Annotated in this window: 18 protein-coding genes and 2 pseudogenes; 10 read left to right on the forward strand and 10 right to left on the reverse strand. The window is 63.5% G+C overall.

Annotated features, from left to right (window positions below; all coding sequences use genetic code 11):
- Nucleotides 1-19 precede the first annotated feature (19 nt).
- Nucleotides 20-727, forward strand: coding sequence for a molybdate ABC transporter permease subunit (gene modB / locus U5A82_RS16620; RefSeq protein WP_442802183.1), 708 nt, complete (start codon nucleotides 20-22; stop codon nucleotides 725-727).
- Nucleotides 717-1,346: an ATP-binding cassette domain-containing protein gene (locus U5A82_RS16625; protein WP_326291942.1), complete on the forward strand. Its 630-nt coding sequence runs from the start codon at nucleotides 717-719 to the stop codon at nucleotides 1,344-1,346. Before modB ends, U5A82_RS16625 begins: the two co-directional genes overlap by 11 nt.
- 9 nt (nucleotides 1,347-1,355) lie before the next feature.
- Here U5A82_RS16625 and U5A82_RS16630 read toward each other — a convergent pair whose 3' ends face one another.
- The 8 genes and pseudogenes from U5A82_RS16630 to thiS all read right to left on the reverse strand — a co-directional run bounded on the left by U5A82_RS16630 (nucleotide 1,356) and on the right by thiS (nucleotide 9,486).
- Complete coding sequence (locus tag U5A82_RS16630; protein WP_326291943.1) at nucleotides 1,356-2,618, reverse strand: capsule biosynthesis protein; 1,263 nt, start codon at nucleotides 2,616-2,618, stop codon at nucleotides 1,356-1,358.
- Nucleotides 2,611-4,251 carry a capsular polysaccharide export protein, LipB/KpsS family gene (locus U5A82_RS16635; protein WP_326291945.1) on the reverse strand — a complete coding sequence of 547 codons (1,641 nt, stop codon included), beginning with the start codon at nucleotides 4,249-4,251 and terminating at the stop codon, nucleotides 2,611-2,613. The genes U5A82_RS16630 and U5A82_RS16635 overlap by 8 nt, the downstream gene beginning before the upstream one ends.
- Before the next feature lie 129 nt (nucleotides 4,252-4,380).
- A complete protein-coding gene (locus U5A82_RS16640; RefSeq protein ID WP_326291946.1) occupies nucleotides 4,381-5,676 on the reverse strand; it encodes a glycosyltransferase family 4 protein in 1,296 nt (431 codons plus the stop codon).
- A gap of 49 nt (nucleotides 5,677-5,725) precedes the next feature.
- A complete protein-coding gene (locus U5A82_RS16645) occupies nucleotides 5,726-6,166 on the reverse strand; it encodes an HIT family protein (protein WP_326291947.1) in 441 nt (146 codons plus the stop codon).
- 11 nt (nucleotides 6,167-6,177) lie between these two features.
- Nucleotides 6,178-6,813, reverse strand: a complete 636-nt coding sequence (locus tag U5A82_RS16650) for a CoA transferase subunit B (RefSeq protein ID WP_326291948.1) — start codon at nucleotides 6,811-6,813, stop codon at nucleotides 6,178-6,180.
- Between the two features lie 2 nt (nucleotides 6,814-6,815).
- Nucleotides 6,816-7,649 carry an HAD family acid phosphatase gene (locus U5A82_RS16655; protein WP_326291949.1) on the reverse strand — a complete coding sequence of 278 codons (834 nt, stop codon included), beginning with the start codon at nucleotides 7,647-7,649 and terminating at the stop codon, nucleotides 6,816-6,818.
- A 38-nt stretch (nucleotides 7,650-7,687) separates the two neighbouring features.
- Nucleotides 7,688-8,397: pseudogene (locus tag U5A82_RS16660) on the reverse strand (CoA transferase subunit A).
- An 87-nt stretch (nucleotides 8,398-8,484) separates the two neighbouring features.
- Nucleotides 8,485-9,486 (reverse strand): sulfur carrier protein ThiS, encoded by a 1,002-nt coding sequence (gene thiS / locus U5A82_RS16665; RefSeq protein WP_326291950.1) that lies wholly within the window; start codon nucleotides 9,484-9,486, stop codon nucleotides 8,485-8,487.
- A gap of 115 nt (nucleotides 9,487-9,601) precedes the next feature.
- Between thiS and aroQ the strand changes: the two genes are divergently transcribed.
- From aroQ to U5A82_RS16690, 5 genes and pseudogenes are all read left to right on the forward strand, one after another.
- On the forward strand, nucleotides 9,602-10,042 hold the full coding sequence (gene aroQ, locus U5A82_RS16670; RefSeq protein WP_326291951.1) for a type II 3-dehydroquinate dehydratase: 441 nt from the start codon (nucleotides 9,602-9,604) through the stop codon (nucleotides 10,040-10,042).
- Between the two features lie 93 nt (nucleotides 10,043-10,135).
- Nucleotides 10,136-10,621 carry an acetyl-CoA carboxylase biotin carboxyl carrier protein gene (gene accB, locus U5A82_RS16675; protein ID WP_326291952.1) on the forward strand — a complete coding sequence of 162 codons (486 nt, stop codon included), beginning with the start codon at nucleotides 10,136-10,138 and terminating at the stop codon, nucleotides 10,619-10,621.
- 14 nt (nucleotides 10,622-10,635) lie between these two features.
- Nucleotides 10,636-11,987 (forward strand): annotated as a pseudogene (gene accC / locus U5A82_RS16680) (acetyl-CoA carboxylase biotin carboxylase subunit).
- On the forward strand, nucleotides 11,984-12,328 hold the full coding sequence (locus U5A82_RS16685; protein WP_326291953.1) for an arsenate reductase family protein: 345 nt from the start codon (nucleotides 11,984-11,986) through the stop codon (nucleotides 12,326-12,328). The pseudogene accC and the gene U5A82_RS16685 overlap by 4 nt, the downstream one beginning before the upstream one ends.
- Nucleotides 12,329-12,489: 161 nt before the next feature.
- Nucleotides 12,490-13,239 carry a ParA family protein gene (locus U5A82_RS16690; RefSeq protein WP_326291954.1) on the forward strand — a complete coding sequence of 250 codons (750 nt, stop codon included), beginning with the start codon at nucleotides 12,490-12,492 and terminating at the stop codon, nucleotides 13,237-13,239.
- Between the two features lie 7 nt (nucleotides 13,240-13,246).
- Here U5A82_RS16690 and U5A82_RS16695 read toward each other — a convergent pair whose 3' ends face one another.
- Nucleotides 13,247-14,968, reverse strand: coding sequence for a fatty acyl-AMP ligase (locus U5A82_RS16695; RefSeq protein ID WP_326292972.1), 1,722 nt, complete (start codon nucleotides 14,966-14,968; stop codon nucleotides 13,247-13,249).
- 199 nt (nucleotides 14,969-15,167) lie between these two features.
- Here U5A82_RS16695 and U5A82_RS16700 point away from each other — a divergent pair, with 199 nt between their 5' ends.
- Nucleotides 15,168-15,692 (forward strand): regulatory protein RecX, encoded by a 525-nt coding sequence (locus tag U5A82_RS16700; protein ID WP_326291956.1) that lies wholly within the window; start codon nucleotides 15,168-15,170, stop codon nucleotides 15,690-15,692.
- Between the two features lie 171 nt (nucleotides 15,693-15,863).
- Here the strand turns inward: U5A82_RS16700 and U5A82_RS16705 are convergent, their stop codons facing one another.
- Nucleotides 15,864-16,166, reverse strand: a complete 303-nt coding sequence (locus tag U5A82_RS16705) for a terminase small subunit (RefSeq protein WP_326291958.1) — start codon at nucleotides 16,164-16,166, stop codon at nucleotides 15,864-15,866.
- 159 nt (nucleotides 16,167-16,325) lie between these two features.
- On the opposite strand from U5A82_RS16705, the gene U5A82_RS16710 reads away from it, so the two are divergent.
- Nucleotides 16,326-16,616 (forward strand): GIY-YIG nuclease family protein, encoded by a 291-nt coding sequence (locus tag U5A82_RS16710; RefSeq protein WP_326291959.1) that lies wholly within the window; start codon nucleotides 16,326-16,328, stop codon nucleotides 16,614-16,616.
- A 186-nt stretch (nucleotides 16,617-16,802) separates the two neighbouring features.
- On the forward strand, nucleotides 16,803-17,330 hold the full coding sequence (locus U5A82_RS16715) for a DUF192 domain-containing protein (protein WP_326291960.1): 528 nt from the start codon (nucleotides 16,803-16,805) through the stop codon (nucleotides 17,328-17,330).
- Nucleotides 17,331-17,356: the final 26 nt, after the last annotated feature.

Consider the following 17,356-nt stretch of genomic DNA (forward strand, 5'->3'; position numbering starts at 1 on the left):
TTTCTGGCGATATCGTGACATGACGATGTTCACCTTCCCGGACGAAAGCTGGGTCGTCATCGCGCTTTCCCTGAAGGTCAGCATCGTCGCCGTGGCGTCCATGCTGCCATTGGCATTTTTTCTGGCATGGATGCTGGAACGGTGGAACGTCCCGTTCAAGCTGTTGCTCGACGCCCTGATCCATCTTCCGCTGGTCGTTCCGCCCGTGGTCACCGGGTGGCTGCTGCTCATCTTGTTCGGCGCCAACGGGCCCATAGGACATTGGCTCCAGGACCAGTTCGGGATCACACTCTTGTTCCGCTGGACAGGCGCCGCGCTTGCCGCGGCGATCATGGCGTTGCCCTTGATGGTGCGCGCCATCCGGCTTTCGATCGAAGCGGTGGATCGCAAGCTGGAAGAGGCCGCCGAAACGCTGGGTGCGACGCGCATCCGGATTTTCCTGACCATCTCTCTGCCGCTGACTGCACCCGGCGTGCTGGTGGCGATCGTGCTCGGTTTTGCGCGATCGCTGGGGGAGTTCGGGGCGACCATCACCTTCGTATCCGATATACCGGGCGAAACCCGCACGCTGCCGATCGCCATCTACTCCGCACTCCAGGTGCCGGGCGGAGAGACGATCGCCGCCGGCTTCGCAGTGGTGTCTATCTTGCTGTCCATGGCGGCGCTCCTGATCTCCGGCCTTCTCGTCCGGCGCGCCGGCAAGTCGCGGAATACACATGTCCTTTGACATCGATCTTGCGCGCAAAGTCGGCGAAACCGACATCCGCTTCCAATGCCGCACCAGCGACGGCCTCGTCGCTGTGGTGGGGCCATCGGGTATCGGCAAGAGCACGGTGCTCAACATGGTCGCGGGCATCGTCAAACCGGACAAAGGCCATGTCGTCATCGGCGGCGAAACCCTGTTCGACAGCCGGTCGGGCATTGCCCTGCCTGTTGCCGCACGACAAGCGGGCTATGTCTTCCAGGACCGGCGGCTATTCCCTCACATGCGCGTGCTGGGCAATCTACGCTATGCCAGAAGAACGCCGCAGCCCCTCGATTTCGACTGGATCGTGGAGGCGCTCGGCATTGCCGCCCTGCTCGATCGTTGGCCCTCGACCCTGTCCGGTGGCGAGGCGCAGCGCGTCGCGATCGGCCGCGCCCTGTTATCCGGGCCGCGCTTCCTGTTGCTGGATGAACCGCTGGCGTCGCTGGACGAGCCGCGACGGGTACAGATCAGGGCCATCATCGACCGCATCAAGCAGGAATTGCGGATTCCAATCCTATTGGTCAGCCACGATCAGGCCGACATCGCCCAGTTGGCCGACACGATCATATCCCTGCCCCCGGACGGCCTGTCAGCATGACGATCGCCGTCAATGCACCGCATAGTGGATATGATCGCCCAGCGACGCGGGAGATGGCGCTGCACCCTTGTGCCGTTCCAGCCTCTCGACGGCATGACGTACCAGCATATCGAGGCCGGTGTCGCTGAGAAGCCCGCCCCGGATCAGGCAGCGATCGATCAAGACGCGGCGGAATGCCGAATATAGCGCCATGTCGGGCTTCTGCGGGTCAGACCAGAAATGGTCCAGCCCGGCACTATAGACCACGCCAGGAACCTTATACACGGCATGCCCCAGAACCAGCACCGGTTTTCCGGCGTTCAGCGCCAATGTTCCCACCGTGCTGTTGACGGTAACCACCCCGATGCTGCGCTGCACGACCTGGTCGATATCCCAGTCGGCGAGATAGACGACCCTCTCTGACACGCCATATTGCCTGGCCAGACGTCGCGTCAGCTTGTCCCATCCGACCAGCCCGGAATCCAGCGGATGCCGTTTAACGACCAGCAGAACGTCCTGCGGCGCATGGCGGGCAAAGCTCTTGATCACGAAGCGAAGCGCCGCCCGCATATTGCCGAACGGCGAATGAATGCGGATTTGATAGTCGGAATTGAGTTGCAGCGGGAGGGTGAAGTACCGCTTGCCCTGGACATGTGACCATTCATCCGCAGAGGCGCGGGCGTCCTTCCGCCGCATGATGAGCTTGCGGCACCAGGACAGGGATTCGATCAGGAAGCTGTGTGGCCTGTGCGTCCGGTAGAATGGAAAATAGGGCCGCATGATCGCGGCGGACAACCCGTTGCGCATGGTGTTGCGCGCGCGGGTGCGAAACTTCGACGGAACCTGTGGCAAGTCCTCGGGCGTGGGCGGCAGGTTCTGCGCCTGGTCCAGATACCATTGCGGGTCCAGCGGCAGGGTGGAATTGCCGTTCACCCCATCATCCTGAAAGGTCAGGAAATCGGGCCGGATATAGCCTTCTTCCACCACATGAACGCGCAAGTTGCGCAGCCGGGCCATGCCATGGGCGGACGCATGATAGGGGCGGCAATCGCCGTAAAGAATTAGGTCGGTGACACCATGGTCCACGATGAAATCATCGAAGAAGAGCGGCCAGTTGCGGAAGGTGCCGCGATAGTCCGTCGCATCACCCGGCCAGTCGACCTTGTCGCCGCCATTGATGTTGATCCGCAGCGCCCGATGGCCCCGGTCGCGCAGCGCGTCTGCAAGCATGGCGAAATAGGGGCCATGTGGTCCTTGCAGGAACAGAAATGTCTTCGCGGCGCCCTCAACCACGGAAGAACTCGGCAGACACAGTCATAAATCGGCGCAACTTCCCTTGTAGCATCCGCAGTCGAATGAGCGACGTCACCGGCGGCGTCAATCCGTTCGCTAAACGATCCACCATGACTTCCGGACCACAAGGTAATTGTGTGACCGGGTCAATATATCGGGGATAGAGAATGAGTGTCGCCGCGACAAGTTGATCCACGTCGAGCCTGCGCCCCCGTCGACCGGTCGCCTGAGCCAGATCCCGCGTCAATCCCCATCCGGCATAGAAGGGCATGCCATGGACCGTGACGGGCCGATCACGCATCAACGCTTCGAAGCCGGTGAGTGACGACAGAACATGCACTTCGTCCACCGCCTGCACCAATTCCATAAGCGGAGCGCCGGTGTCGATCATATCGGCATGCGCCAGCACCGTCGCGTCGGCCAGATGTCCCTTCCGGTGTCCGGCCTGCACGTCGGGATGCGGGCGATACACGATCCAGGCGTCCGGCTCGGCTGACCGCACCCGCGCCAGAAAATCGAGATTCCCGTCGACCCCGGCCCCGCCCAGTTGCACCGACAGATCGTCTTCGACCTGGCCGACCGCCAGAACCGTGCGACGCCCCTCCGGCAGGCCGATCATGCGCCCCGCCCCCGGCCCATATTTGGTGACGCCCGATCCGCAGATGCTCAGGCGCAGCAGGCGCGCGCGTTCAACGAGCGTCGCCGAAAAATCATGCGTCGCCAGCAGATTTTCCAGATCATTGGCCTGGCGGGCATCATAATAGATGCCGGTCCGGTCCACAACCACCGACCCGGGCGGATGCAGGGCCGCCCCCAATCCTCGCGACCGAAGAAACCCGTCCTCCACCCGCGCGACGGCGACGCCCTGAGAGTCTGCCTCCTGCGATGTGGAGGGCGGAACGCGCGAAGGCCATATGGCCAGTGCGCCGCCTGTCTGCTGCGCCCTGTGCAAACCGCGCTTGGCGGACAGGAAAGGCGGCGTACCCAGCCCGTCCCAAAGGAAATGGCGCATGACGTCTTGCTTCCAGAACGCCATGCCGCTGGCCGCCGCGATGCCGCGATTGCCATCGATATGACGCCGCCAATCGGCCAGTTGCCCGATCGCCTGCGCGACGTCTGTCGGTTCGCCGGTGAAGCAGTCGCGATAGGACGCTTGGGCGATGCGCGATTTTGCCGCGACACGGAGTGTGGCCGGGGCGATCGGGCGGCCGTCGCGATCGAATACGGGCACGTTCGATAATCCTGCGACCAACGCAATGTCATCGTCCGGCGCGGCGTACACGGCGCGCACCTGTTCGACCAGCGCCCAGGGGTCGCAGCATGTCGGGAGACGACGCCCGATCATGTTCGACCTGCCTCCACCATCGGTCGCGCGCAAAATGCCGATCTGCTCCGGCATCACGTCGCCTGACGTCAGGTCGACCGCGCCGATAGCATCCTGCACAAGGACCTGGAGGCCCTCCGGCCGCTCTCCCCAGAAATCGCCGCCAATCCGCGCCTGGGCGATCATGTCGAGCACGGCGTCGGATACCGACTCATGCCGTGCGTCATTGCTCTGGCTGATGCTGACGGCGGCCGTCGCAGCCGCAATGCCGGGGAATGGCGGCGATCGCAGGAAGGGCATGGCTGTCATGAGCGGTGGTTCGATGCCTGCACGGCATATCCCGCGCAAAGACGTGCCAATATGATGATGCCCAATGCCGCCCTCATATGGGCCAAGCCCCTGTTCCGTGGCCGACCATGTGACGGCCAGGCCGGAAGGTCAAGAAACAGAAACTGTCACCTCTTCGATGATATCTGTCACGATATCAAAATAGTCGCTCCAGGTCGGCGCGCGCCAGGTCGACAGGCGGGCGATCTGCGCCGCACGCGCCGGTGCATCGGGCTGGCTATATGCCTCTATCGCCTGCATCCACCCCAGGCCATCGAGCGGATCGAGATAGTCCGGCGCTTCCCCGCCCACTTCGCGATGCGCGACGATGTCGCTGCAAATGACCGGGACGCCGGCGGCCAGCGCTTCCACCACCGGCATGCCGAACCCCTCGGCAAAGGACGGCATCAACATGGCGCGCGCCCCCGCCACTAACGCATGCATCCGATTGTCCGACACCTCACCCGCTTCGATCACATGATCGCGCAGCGTTTCCCCACGTTCCAATATGTCGATGACATTTTCATTTTCCCATCCCCGCTTGCCGATCAACACCAGTATCGGGGCCGCTTCACCCCAGCGTTCGACCAGGCGACGCCAGATATTGAGCAACAGAAGATGGTTTTTCCGCGGCTCTATGGTGGAAATATAGACGAAATAGGGCCGGTCCGGCACTGGCTGCGGCGTGCTGCCAAAAATGTCAGGCGCATCCGCGCCGAAATGCGCGACGCGGACGGCGCGTCCATCCAGGCCATGGGCCATATGCGGCTCCAGCGCGTCGATGGTCGCCTGGCTGTTGCCGATGATGCCCGCCGCGAAACTGTCGATCGTCCGCACGCGACGGCGATGTTCGTCCGCACCCTGCGGGCGGGCATATTCCGGGTGGCTGAGCGGGATGACGTCATGCACCAGGGTGATGAACTTCGCGCCTTCGGCCCGCAGGATCGCACGGACCTTCTCATGGTCGTCCAGATGATGGGGTGACACTTGCAGATAGACGCGGGGCGCTGTGGCGCGCGGTACGGGCCTGGGCCGCGTGGCGAACAGGTGGCGGACGACCGCCGCCCTGCTCTCCTTGGTGTCCGCCGATCGCGCATTGCGCCACTTGGCGGCGGTGAAGGCCAGAAACTGGCGCACCGCGGAATTGTCCAGCCGCCCATAATAGCCGCCCGCGGGATGCACGGCGGAAAAGACGAGGCGTTCGGGCATCCGCGCCAGCAATTCGCGGGCATAGACATATTCGACCCGGTCGATACCCGTGGGCGCGGGGTGGAAGGACCGGGACAGCAGCCGCGAAATATCGAGTATCACCTCGCTGTCGCCGCCCGTTCCCGACAGCAGGGTGCTGGCGCGCTTCGACCGCAAGGCCAGGCGCGCACCCGGCGCGTTGAAGGGGCGCAGGCCCATCAGCGCGCCTCCCGTGCAGGCACCGGCAGACCATTAAAGACAAACATCATCAGAATTGCGCGCGAATATCGTCGGCTAGCGCGGCCAGTGCGTCCGCATCGGCGAATGACCCCTGTGCGTGAGCGGCAAAGCCCTGTGGCCCGCCATCCCAGCGCGGCACGACATGGACATGCAGGTGAAACACCGTCTGCCCCGCAGGTGCACCGTTGAACTGGGCGACATGGATGCCATCGGGCGCGAGCGCCTTGCGCGTTGCGTTCGCGACCTTCTTCACCGTCGCCATCACCTGCGCCAGCGCCTCATCCTCGATCTCCAGGATGTTGCGCGCCTTGGACCATTTGGAAATGACCAGGCTGTGCCCCTTCGCCTGCGGCTGGATGTCGAGGAAGGCCAGCGTATGCGCATCTTCATACAGCTTGGTCGACGGTATCTTGCCCTGAAGGATCAGGGCAAAGGGATTGTTGTCGTCATAGACGCCGTCAAGGCTCATCCTGGCCGTCCTCAGCTCACATAATGCGCGGTGGTCTTAGCCGCGATCTCGTCCGCCGTCACGCCCGGCGCCAGTTCCACCAGCTTGAACGGGCTGTCATGGTCGGGCCGCTGGAACACGCACAGGTCGGTGACGATCATGTCGACCACATCCTTGCCGGTCAGCGGCAAGGTGCAGGCCGGAATGAACTTGGGATCGCCATTCTTGGACGTATGCTCCATCACCACAATGATCTTCTTGACGCCCGCGACCAGATCCATCGCGCCGCCCATGCCCTTGATCATCTTGCCCGGGATCATCCAGTTGGCGATGTCGCCATTTTCCGCCACCTCCATCGCGCCCAGCACGGTAAGGTCGATATGCCCGCCGCGGATCATGGCGAAGCTGTCGGCGCTTGAGAAATAGGCGGTCTGCGGCAGCTCGCTGATGGTCTGCTTGCCTGCGTTGATCAGGTCGGCGTCTTCCTCACCTTCCAAAGGGAACGGGCCGATGCCCAGCATCCCGTTTTCCGACTGGAGCGTCACTTCGACGCCAGCGGGAATATGGTTCGCCACCAGCGTCGGGATGCCGATGCCCAGATTGACGTAGAAGCCGTCCTGCAATTCCTTCGCCGCCCGCGCGGCCATCTCGTCACGAGTCCAGGGCATTGTTATTTCTCCCCTTGGATGGGCGGCGCCCACCTCTTGTCCATCGGAAACACATCGTCATATCCGCCCTTGAGGCCGCTGCCATAGACAGGGTTGGGCATCACGAACCAGCCATTGCCCCACAGCGCCGCGATCGACGGTTGCAGGGTCGCGGCGCGGCGCGCGGGCACGGACTGGCCTGCATTGAACAGGTCGGAAAAGTCACCAAGCTGATCGCCGCCCAGCGCGATAACGCAATATTTGGCCGAGATCGTCCAGCGGCGGCCATCCTTGCGCGATCCCATCGCGTCGTCGCCGCTCAGATATAGCGTCTGCCCATGCACCGCCTCGCCCAAGCCCGCCGCCTTGATGGCGCGCGCGGTCGCATCGGCATTGGCGGCCGACCGGTTGGTGTTGAAAATCACCGTCACGCCCAGCGCACGCAGATCGCGTAGCGCCACGTCCGCGCCGGGCACCGGGCCGACCGCGTCCTCGCCCGTCTTTTCCCACGCGTCCCAGCTTGCCGCGTCGAACCCCTTACCGATCTTCGCGCCATGATATTCATAGCCGGTGTTGAGCATCACCGTCTCGTCGACATCGAACACGGCCGCCAACGGCTTGTCGCCACAAGGCAGGAACCTCGGTGCGGTCAGGCTCGTGCCTTCCGCCAGCACCACGCTATCGGCCGGGCGCGCCTTCACCCTGGCCGATACATGGTCGACCAGCGCATGCCATGCCTGGACCGACAAAGCCGCCGCCTCGCCCGACCCGTAGAGATATTGCATCCCGGCAGGCGGGTCGGCGGAAGGCGCGGAAACGGTCGCAGGCGGCAAGGTCGCACAGGCAGCGAGTGGCATGAAAACAAGCGCCGACCCCAAGCGCGGCATGAGCGAGGTCACGCCGCTTCTCGCTGCCTTACCGTCCGAAACTCGATCTTCTTGTCATAGGGCGCACCCACGATCATCCGCTTCACATAAATGCCGGGCAGGTGAATCGCATCAGGGTCCAGGCTGCCGGTTGGCACGACTTCCTCGACCTCCGCGATGCATATCTTCGCGGCGGTCGCCATGGGTGCGTTGAAGTTGCGCGCGGTCTTGCGGAAGATCAAATTGCCGCTTTCGTCGGCCTTCCAGCCCTTGATGATGGCGACGTCGGCGAAGATGCCGCGCTCCAGGATATAATCCTGCCCGTCGAAATTCTTCACTTCCTTGCCCTCGGCCACCTGCGTGCCGACGCCGGTCTTGGTGTAGAAGCCGGGGATGCCCGCGCCGCCCGCGCGGCAACGCTCGGCCAGCGTTCCCTGGGGCAGAATTCCACCTCCAGTTCGCCGGCCAGATATTGCCGCTCGAACTCCTTATTCTCGCCGACATAGGAAGAGATCATCTTCTTGACCTGCCGCGTGCGCAGCAACTTCCCCAGTCCCTCGCCGTCGATACCGGCATTGTTGGAAGCGATGGTCAGATCCTTGACCCCCGAATCGCGGATCGCGTCGATCAACCGTTCCGGGATGCCGCACAGGCCAAAACCGCCCGCGCAGAGATGCATACCGTCGAAGAGAAGGCCGTCGAGCGCGCTCGCAGCATCCGGGTAGAGCTTGTTCACCATCGCCTGTCTCCTCTTCCGACTTTGGTCCCGCCATAGGCACAGGAAAGAGGCCGGTCAATTTGCTGCGGCGGCGAAAAGGCAGGATTGTCAGATCAATCCGGCCAACGGGCTGGACGGGTCGGCATAGAGGCGCTTGCCCATGCGTCCGGCACGATAGGCCATGCGCCCCGCTTCCACGCCCGCCTTCATCGCGGCGGCCATCAGCACCGGGTCTTTCGCTTCGGCGATCGCGGTGTTCATCAACACGCCGGTGCAGCCCAGTTCCATCGCCACCGTCGCTTCCGACGCGGTGCCGACCCCCGCATCGACCAGAACGGGCAGCGTCGTCCCTTCCACGATCAGGCGGATCGTCACCCGGTTCTGGATGCCAAGGCCCGACCCGATCGGCGCGCCCAGCGGCATGATCGCCACCGCGCCTGCATCCTCCAGCCGCTTGGCGGCGATCGGATCGTCGACGCAATAGACCATCGGCTTGAAGCCTTCCTTGGCGAGGACTTCCGTGGCGCGAAGAGTCTCGACCATGTCGGGATAGAGGGTGCGCGCCTCACCCAGCACTTCCAGCTTCACCAGGTCCCAACCGCCCGCCTCGCGCGCCAGACGCAACGTACGGATCGCGTCCTCGCCGGTGAAGCAGCCCGCCGTGTTGGGTAGATAAGTGATGACCTTCGGGTCGATATAGTCTGTCAGCATCGGCGCTTTTGGATCGCTCACATTGACGCGACGCACCGCCACCGTGACGATCTCCGCGCCAGACGCGGCCACCGCCGCCGCATTCTGCTCGAAACTCTTATATTTGCCCGTCCCTACGATCAGGCGCGACCGGAACGTCTTGCCCGCCACGGTCCAGCTGTCGTCATTCACAGCCGACACGTCGCCACCGCCGACAAAATGGACGATCTCCAGTTCGTCGCCATCCTCGACTTTCACCTGCGCCAAAGTGGATCGGGGCACGACCGCCAGATTCCGCTCCACCGCCACTTTTTCGGGCACGAAGCCCAGTTCGCTCGCCAGGTCCGCCAGGGTCAGCCCGTCGCGGATGCGGCGATGCTCGCCATTGATGTGGATGGAGATGGTGCCGTCTGTGCTCACTGCGCTGTCCCAAACAAGAAGAAGATGTCTCGACTAGGCGAGACGGGAAGGGCTAAGGATCGTGGCGCATATAGGGGCGGCCCCGCCCCGGTCGCAACAGTAGAAGGGGATCGCCTTGGCCGATACGCGCAAAATCTATGTCCTCAATGGTCCCAACCTCAACATGCTGGGCACGCGCGAGCCGGAAATCTACGGCTATGACACGCTGGACGACATTGCCGAGCGGATGGAGGATGTCGCGGGCCGGGCCCATGTGGACATCGTCTTTCGGCAATCCAACCATGAAGGCTATCTGGTCGACTGGATTCAGGAGGCCCATGCGGAGGGGGCGCACGCGATCATCATCAACCCCGGCGCCTATACCCACACATCGATCGCGCTGCACGACGCCATCAAGTCCGTGACCGTGCCGGTGATCGAAATCCATCTGTCCAACCCGCATGCGCGCGAAGCTTTCCGCCATAAAAGCTATGTCGGCATGGCGGCGAAGGGGACGATCGCGGGCTTTGGCCCCATGTCCTACATGCTGGCGCTGGAAGCCGCACTGGAACTGTAGCGCTTTGCATTTGGGCGCACGAAAGTTGCGCTTTGCCGTAAATGCGCATAGGCGCGGGCACCAGAAACGATATTCACCGGCCAGGGACTTCACATGACCGACAAACAAGAAAAGGGCGCAATGCAAGTCGACGTGCAACTGGTGCGCGATCTCGCAGCGCTGCTGGACGACACCAACCTGACTGAAATCGAAGTCGAGGATGGCGACCGCAAGATCCGCGTCGCGCGCAAGGCTGCCGCCAGCGCAGCACCCGTCTATGCTCCGGCGCCTGCCGCCGCACCGGTTGCCGCCGCGCCGTCGGCACCGGCCGCCGCCACCGCTGCGCCCGACACGGTTCTGCCGGCCGGCACCGTGGTGAAATCGCCGATCGTGGGCACCGCCTATCTGTCGGCCGAACCGGGGTCTGCGCCATTCGCCCGCGTGGGCGCGCAAATCGCCGCTGGCGAAACCATCCTGATCGTGGAGGCCATGAAGGTGATGAACGCCATCGCCGCCCCAACCTCCGGCACGGTCAAGGCGGTGCTGGTCGATAATGGCCAGCCGGTCGAATATGACCAGCCGCTGATCGTCATCGAATAAGGCCCGCGACGCTTATGGCCATCGAGAAACTGCTGATCGCCAATCGCGGCGAGATCGCGCTTCGCATCCACCGCGCTTGCCACGAAATGGGCATCAAGACCGTGGCGGTCCATTCGACCGCCGACGCCGACGCCATGCATGTGCGGCTGGCGGACGAGGCGATCTGCATCGGGCCGCCTGCGGCGAAGGACAGCTATCTCAACGTCGCGGCAATCATCTCCGCCGCCGAAATCTCGGGCGCAGACGCGATCCATCCGGGCTATGGCTTCCTGTCGGAAAACGCCAAGTTCGCCGAAATCGTCGAAGCCCATGGCATCGCGTTCGTGGGGCCAAAGCCCGAACATATCCGCACGATGGGCGACAAGATCGAGGCCAAGCGCACCGCTGGCGCGCTCGGCCTGCCGCTCGTCCCCGGCTCCGACGGCGCGATCAGCGACCTGGAAGAGGCCAAGGCGATCGCGGAGAAGGCCGGTTATCCGGTCATCATCAAGGCGGCGTCGGGCGGCGGCGGTCGCGGCATGAAGGTCTGCACCTCGCCCGACGATCTGGAAACGCTGATGCAGCAGGCCGGGTCGGAAGCAAAGGCCGCGTTCGGCGACGCGACCGTCTATCTCGAAAAATATCTCGGCAACCCGCGCCATATCGAAATCCAGGTGTTCGGTGACGGCAATGGCAACGCCATCCATCTGGGCGAGCGCGACTGTTCGCTCCAGCGGCGTCACCAGAAGGTGCTGGAAGAAGCCCCCTCCCGATCCTCAGCCAGGCCGACCGTGAGCGTATCGGCGGCGTGTGCGCCAAAGCGATGGCCGACATGGGCTATCGCGGTGCGGGAACGATCGAATTTCTGTGGGAAGACGGCGAATTCTACTTCATCGAGATGAACACCCGGCTTCAGGTGGAACATCCGGTGACGGAGATGATCACCGGCGTCGATCTGGTGCGCGAACAGATCCGTATCGCCGAAGGCAAGCCGCTCTCGGTGACGCAGGACGAGCTGCGCTTCACCGGCCATGCGATCGAATGCCGCATCAACGCCGAAGATCCCAAGACCTTCGCGCCGTCGCCGGGCACCGTCACCAGCTATCATGTGCCGGGCGGCATGCACGTCCGCGTCGATAGCGGCCTGTATCAGGGCTATAAGGTGCCGCCTTATTATGATTCCATGATCGGCAAGCTGATCGTCTATGGCCGCACCCGCGAAGGCGCTATCATGCGCTTGAAGCGCGCGCTGGAGGAATATGTGATCGAGGGGATGAAGACCACTATCCCGCTGCATCAGGCGCTGCTGCGTGATCCCGATTTCCTCGACGGCAACTACACGATCAAGTGGCTCGAAGAATGGCTAGCTCGCGAGGGTGACGCGTGAAGGCGACCATCTGGCACAACACCAAATGCGGCACGTCGCGCAAGACGCTGGCGATCCTGGAAGACACGCCCGGTGTCGAGGTCGAGGTGATCGACTATCTGAAGACACCCTACACGCGGGCCAAGATTGCGCAGTTGATCGCTGACGCCGGACTGACCCCGGCCGAGGCGATCCGCAAGATGGGCACCGATGCAGAAGAGCGCGGCTTGCCGGACATGGATGCCGACGCGATCCTGGACGAAATGGCCGCTAACCCTGCCTATGTGAACCGTCCGTTCGTGGAAACGGATAAGGGCGTCCGCTTCTGCCGCCCGCAGGACAAGGTCTTGGAAATACTATAGAAATCCGGCAGAATATCATTTCACATACGAAATGATATTCTGCCGGAAAAAGCGTCACAACTGTCCATTTCGCTGTCGCATGTGCCGTCCGTCACACCTGCGTAACAAAGCCATGATCTGAGCGCTTGCTTTGATGGCGGGAAGCCGTAGCTTCTCGTTCCATGGCAAAGGAACCGACATTGGCGACCATCGCCGTCTATAGTCTCAAGGGCGGCGTGGGTAAGACCACTTTCGCGATCAACCTGGCCTGGGCGTCGGCCTGCATCTCCAAGCGGCGGACGCTGCTGTGGGATCTGGACCCGCAGGCGGCGTCGAGCTGGTTGCTGTCCACCGACACCGAAAGTCGCGATGCGGCGCAGGCGATCTTCAGCAAGGATGTCGACGTCCGCAAGCTGATCCAGCCGTCGACCGTGCCGGGCCTGGACCTGATCGCGGCCGATACGTCGCTGCGCAGCCTGGACCATCTGTTCCGTGAGATGGACAAGAAGAAGCGGCTGGCCAAGCTGATCGAGAGCCTGGGGCGCGACTATGACCGCATCATCCTCGACTGCCCACCGGGCCTCACGGAAACCAGCGAGCAGGTGCTGCGCGCCGCGGACCTGATCGTCATTCCGGTCATCCCGTCCCCCCTGTCGCAACGCGCCATGGGGGAAGTGGCCCGCTATCTGGTCCAGCGGGGCGGCAATCATGCGCCGATCCTGCCGGTCTATTCGATGGTCGACCGCCGCCGCAGCCTGCACCGGGCGGCGCTGGACAGCCAGCCGGACTGGAACGCCATCCCGATGGCCAGCACGATCGAGCAGATGACCGTGCGCCGCAAGCCGCTGGGCGCCTTCGCCCCCGCCTCTCCGTCGGCCCAGGCCTTTGCCGCGCTGTGGACCCAGGTCGAGCGGCAGCTTCAGGCGCAATAAACGGGCGTCAGGCGGCGATGTCGTAGGGGCGGATTTCGCCGGTCAGATAAAGGTTGCGCGCCTTCGACCGGCTCAACTTGCCCGAAGAGGTGCGCGGCAGGGTGCGCGGCGGCACCAGTTCCACGACGCAGTTCATGCCGGTGATGGCGCGGACCCGCTCACGGATCTGGTCGCGCAGGCGCGAACGCTCCTCATTGTCGGACGTGCGGCAATGGACGAGCACGGCAGGCGCTTCCTCGCCACCCGGCGTGGTGATGGCGAAGGCGGCGATGTCGCCCTGCTTGAAGCCGGGGAGCTGCTCCACCGCCCATTCGATATCCTGCGGCCAGTGATTCTTGCCGTTGATGATGATCATGTCCTTGGCGCGGCCCACGATGTAGAGATAGCCATCGGACAGATAGCCCATGTCGCCGGTATCCAGCCAACCATCCGCCATACAGGCCTTCGTCGCGGCTTCGTCACGGAAATAGCCGACCATCAGTGAAGGCCCGGTGGTCCACACCTTGCCGATCTGACGCTCGTTCATCAGGCCGCCATCCTCGTCGCGGATTTCCACGACCATGTCCTTGGCGGGCTTGCCGCAATTGACGATCGATCGGAAGCGCTGCGGTCGGCCCTCCATCGCATCGCCGCCCGACAGGTCGGTTTCCTCGACCAGTTCGACGATGATCCCTTCGCCCGGCGGCATGATGGTGACGGCCAGCGTCGCTTCGGCCAGACCATAGCTGGGCAGGAACGCCTTGGGGCTGAAACCCGCGTCGGCAAAGGCGTCCACGAAGCTCTGCATCACGTCGGGGCGGATCATGTCCGCGCCATTGCCCGCCAGCCGCCAACGCGACAGGTCGAAACGGTCCTGCGCCTTGGTCTGGCTGGACATGCGGCGCGCGCAGATATCGTAGCCGAAGGTCGGCGAATAGCTGATCGAGGTGCCTTCATTGCGGCTGATGAGGTCGAGCCAGGCCAGCGGACGGCGGGCGAAATCCTCCGTCTTCATATAGTCGGTCGACACCTGGTTGGCGACGACCGACAGGAAGCAGCCGACCAGACCCATGTCGTGATACCAGGGCAGCCAGCTGATGCAGCGATCGCTGTCCTGCACCTGCATGCCGTGGCTGTGCGCCGACAGGTTGCTGAGCAGCGCATGGTGGGTGACGGCGACGCCATGGGGAAAGCGGGTCGAGCCGCTGCTATATTGCAGATAGGCGATTTCTTCGCCCTTGGCCTGCGGCAGCGCGACGGCGGGCGCTTCGCGGGCGATGAAATCTTCGAACGCGATGCTTTCGACAGCCTTCTGCCGACCGGATTCGCCCGCCATCTCTTCCAGTTCCTTGGGGAAAAGGAAGAGCATCGGGTCACAGCTGGAGAGCTGGACGTTCAGCTGGTCGATATAGCTTTCCTTGCCGCCGAAGCTGGTCGGCAGCGGCAGCGGCACCGGCCAGGCACCGGCATAGACGATGCCGAAGAAGAGCATGGCGAAATCCGCGCCGGTTTCAGCGACCAGAGCGACGCGATCGGCAGGCTTCACGCCATGGGCGATCAGGCGGTGGGCGCAGGCGACGGCGTCGTCGCGCAGTTCGCTGAACGGATAGGGCCGCGCCAGATTGCCACGGGGATCATGGAAATTGAGGCCGCGCTTACCCTGCGCCGCATAGTCCAGCGCCTCGCCCAGCGTCTCGAAATCCGAGAAGCGGCGCGGCAGATCATCAGTGGTCGGCGTCGGTGCCATCATCTCTTGCGAACCCGTCATATTGGTTTCACCCAATGTCTTAAAAGGTGTGAAAGCGGGGCCGCTAGCAGCTTTGGCCGCTACATGCACCGCCTATTCCATTCCAGCCTGCACTCATAGCCCACAAGGCACGGTGAAATTCCGGCCCGACTGTGGCATAAAGATGGCGTTCCCCACTCAAACTGTATCATGGAGGTACGGCATGACCGGCAAACGCCTCCCCCCACCGCTGGACGACAGCGCGCTGCGCGACATGGCGCTGCGGCACGTCGCGCGCTTCGCGACCAGCCGGGGCAAGCTGCTCGCCTATCTGAAACGCAAGATTAAGGAGCGCGGCTGGGGCGGTGAACAGCCTGCCGATCCCGATGCGCTGGCGGATCGCTTCGTCGCATTGGGCTATGTCGACGATGCGGGCTTTGCCGTGATGAAGAGCGGCGCGCTGGCCCGGCGCGGCTATGGCGCGCGGCGGGTGGACGAGGCTTTGCGCGCGGCGGGCATTGCGGAGGAAGACCGGGGCCAGGCCGACGCGCAGACGCGCAAGGACGCATGGAGCGCGGCGGACCGCTTCGCCCGGCGCAAGAGGGTCGGCCCCTATGCCACCGCGCCGCTCGACCCCAAGCAGCGGGAGAAGGCGATCGCCGCCTTCCTGCGCGCGGGCCATGATTATGCGGTCGCCCGGCGCTGGGTGGATGCGCCGCCGGGTGAGGCGATGACCGAGGAAGAGTGACAGCCAGGGTCACGACCGGGTCATGACGGCGAAGTTCACACCGTCGTTGATGGGATCGTACGCGCGAATAACAAGGCAATGCGCCCGGAACGCACTCGCGAAGCGACAGCCACGCGTCGCTTGCGTCAGGATGACGCGCCATCTGGGTCACCGTCACGCGCCGCCCACGCATCAGCCACGCGCCTGCCGGGTCACGGGTCGGGCGGGATGGCCGGCGAAGGGATCGGCCAGGCTTTGCGCATGAAGCGCCAGCGCATTGGCCCAACTGCGGTCGAACGGCGTGCCCGCAAGGCGACGGCGCAGCCGATGCGCGCTGGCGGGCGACATGCTGACGATGCGCGCCGCCTGTGTGACGTTGCCGGTCGAAAGCAGGCTGGCGAGGAAGAGGCGCTGCTTGTCCGGCGTCCAGCGAGCGCGGTCCATGGCGAGGTTCGCGCCGGGCGCGGACGGATTGGGGTGCGGGTGCGGTTCCATCGACAAGGATAGAACAGATGAAATCCTATTTTGGAAGGGGGATTTTGGGTGGCTAGTGGGTAGGCGGGTTTGCGGGTGCAATTCCCGCATAGCTGACATAAATTCACCGTCACCCCAGCGAAGGCTGGGGTCGCAGGCGGCAGTGCGCTACGGTGAGATATGACGCGAGGCGGCTACACCTACATCATGACCAACAAGCCAAGAGGCGTCCTCTATATCGGTGTCACAGCCGACATCGCTGCGCGCGCCGAACACCATCGAAACGGCGCCGACTCCGCCTTTTGCAAGAAATACGGGCTAACCCGCCTTGTTCTGGTCGAGCTACATGATGACATCAGGCTCGCCATCGACCGCGAGAAAGCGCTCAAAGCCTGGAAACGCGAATGGAAAAGCCGGCTTGTGGAAGAAGGCAATCCAAATTGGCGCGATATGTTAGACGTTATCTTCTGACGCCTGAGATCCCAGCCTTCGCTGGGGTGACGATAAAGGGAAAAGCCACTTCCAAGTAATGCTACCCGCTATTGTGGAGACCAGAAATGCTCGCAACCTGAAATCCATGCTTGCAGCCATCCCATTCTCCACCACGATAAGGTTAACGCCCTCCCCTTGCCCAGCGAATCGCATTAGGCAGGGTGCATGATCCGCCTCTCCGCCCTAGTCGCCCTCGGCCTGCTGACCGCCTGCTCCGACCCGCAGCCAACGTCCGACAACAGCGCGCAGCCGCAGGCGGTCGCCACCACGCTGCCGGTCGTCATCCGCACCGCCAAAGCTGCGCATCGTTTCGATGTCGAGGTTGCCGCCACGCCGCAGGAACAGGAAAAGGGGTTGATGTTCCGCAAGACCCTGAGCGCGGATGGGGGCATGTTGTTTCCGATGGACCCACCGCGCACGGCGAGTTTCTGGATGAAGGATACGCTGATCCCGCTCGACATGGTCTTCATCCATACCGACGGCACGATCGCTTTCCTGCAGGCGCAGGCGCAGCCCTATTCGCGCGTGCCGATATCGGCGGGGGTGCCGGTAGCGGCGGTGCTGGAACTGCGTGGCGGACGGGCGGCGGAACTGGGGATAGCGGAGGGGGACCGGGTCGGATGGGGCGGTTGCGCCGTGCCGAAGGAAAGGATCACGACCGATCTGAATTTCTGTCCGGCTGCACCCCGATAGCGCCACATCCTCCTTGCCCAGCCCGC

Source organism: Sphingobium sp. CR2-8, assembly GCF_035818615.1.
Taxonomy (GTDB): Bacteria; Pseudomonadota; Alphaproteobacteria; order Sphingomonadales; family Sphingomonadaceae; genus Sphingobium.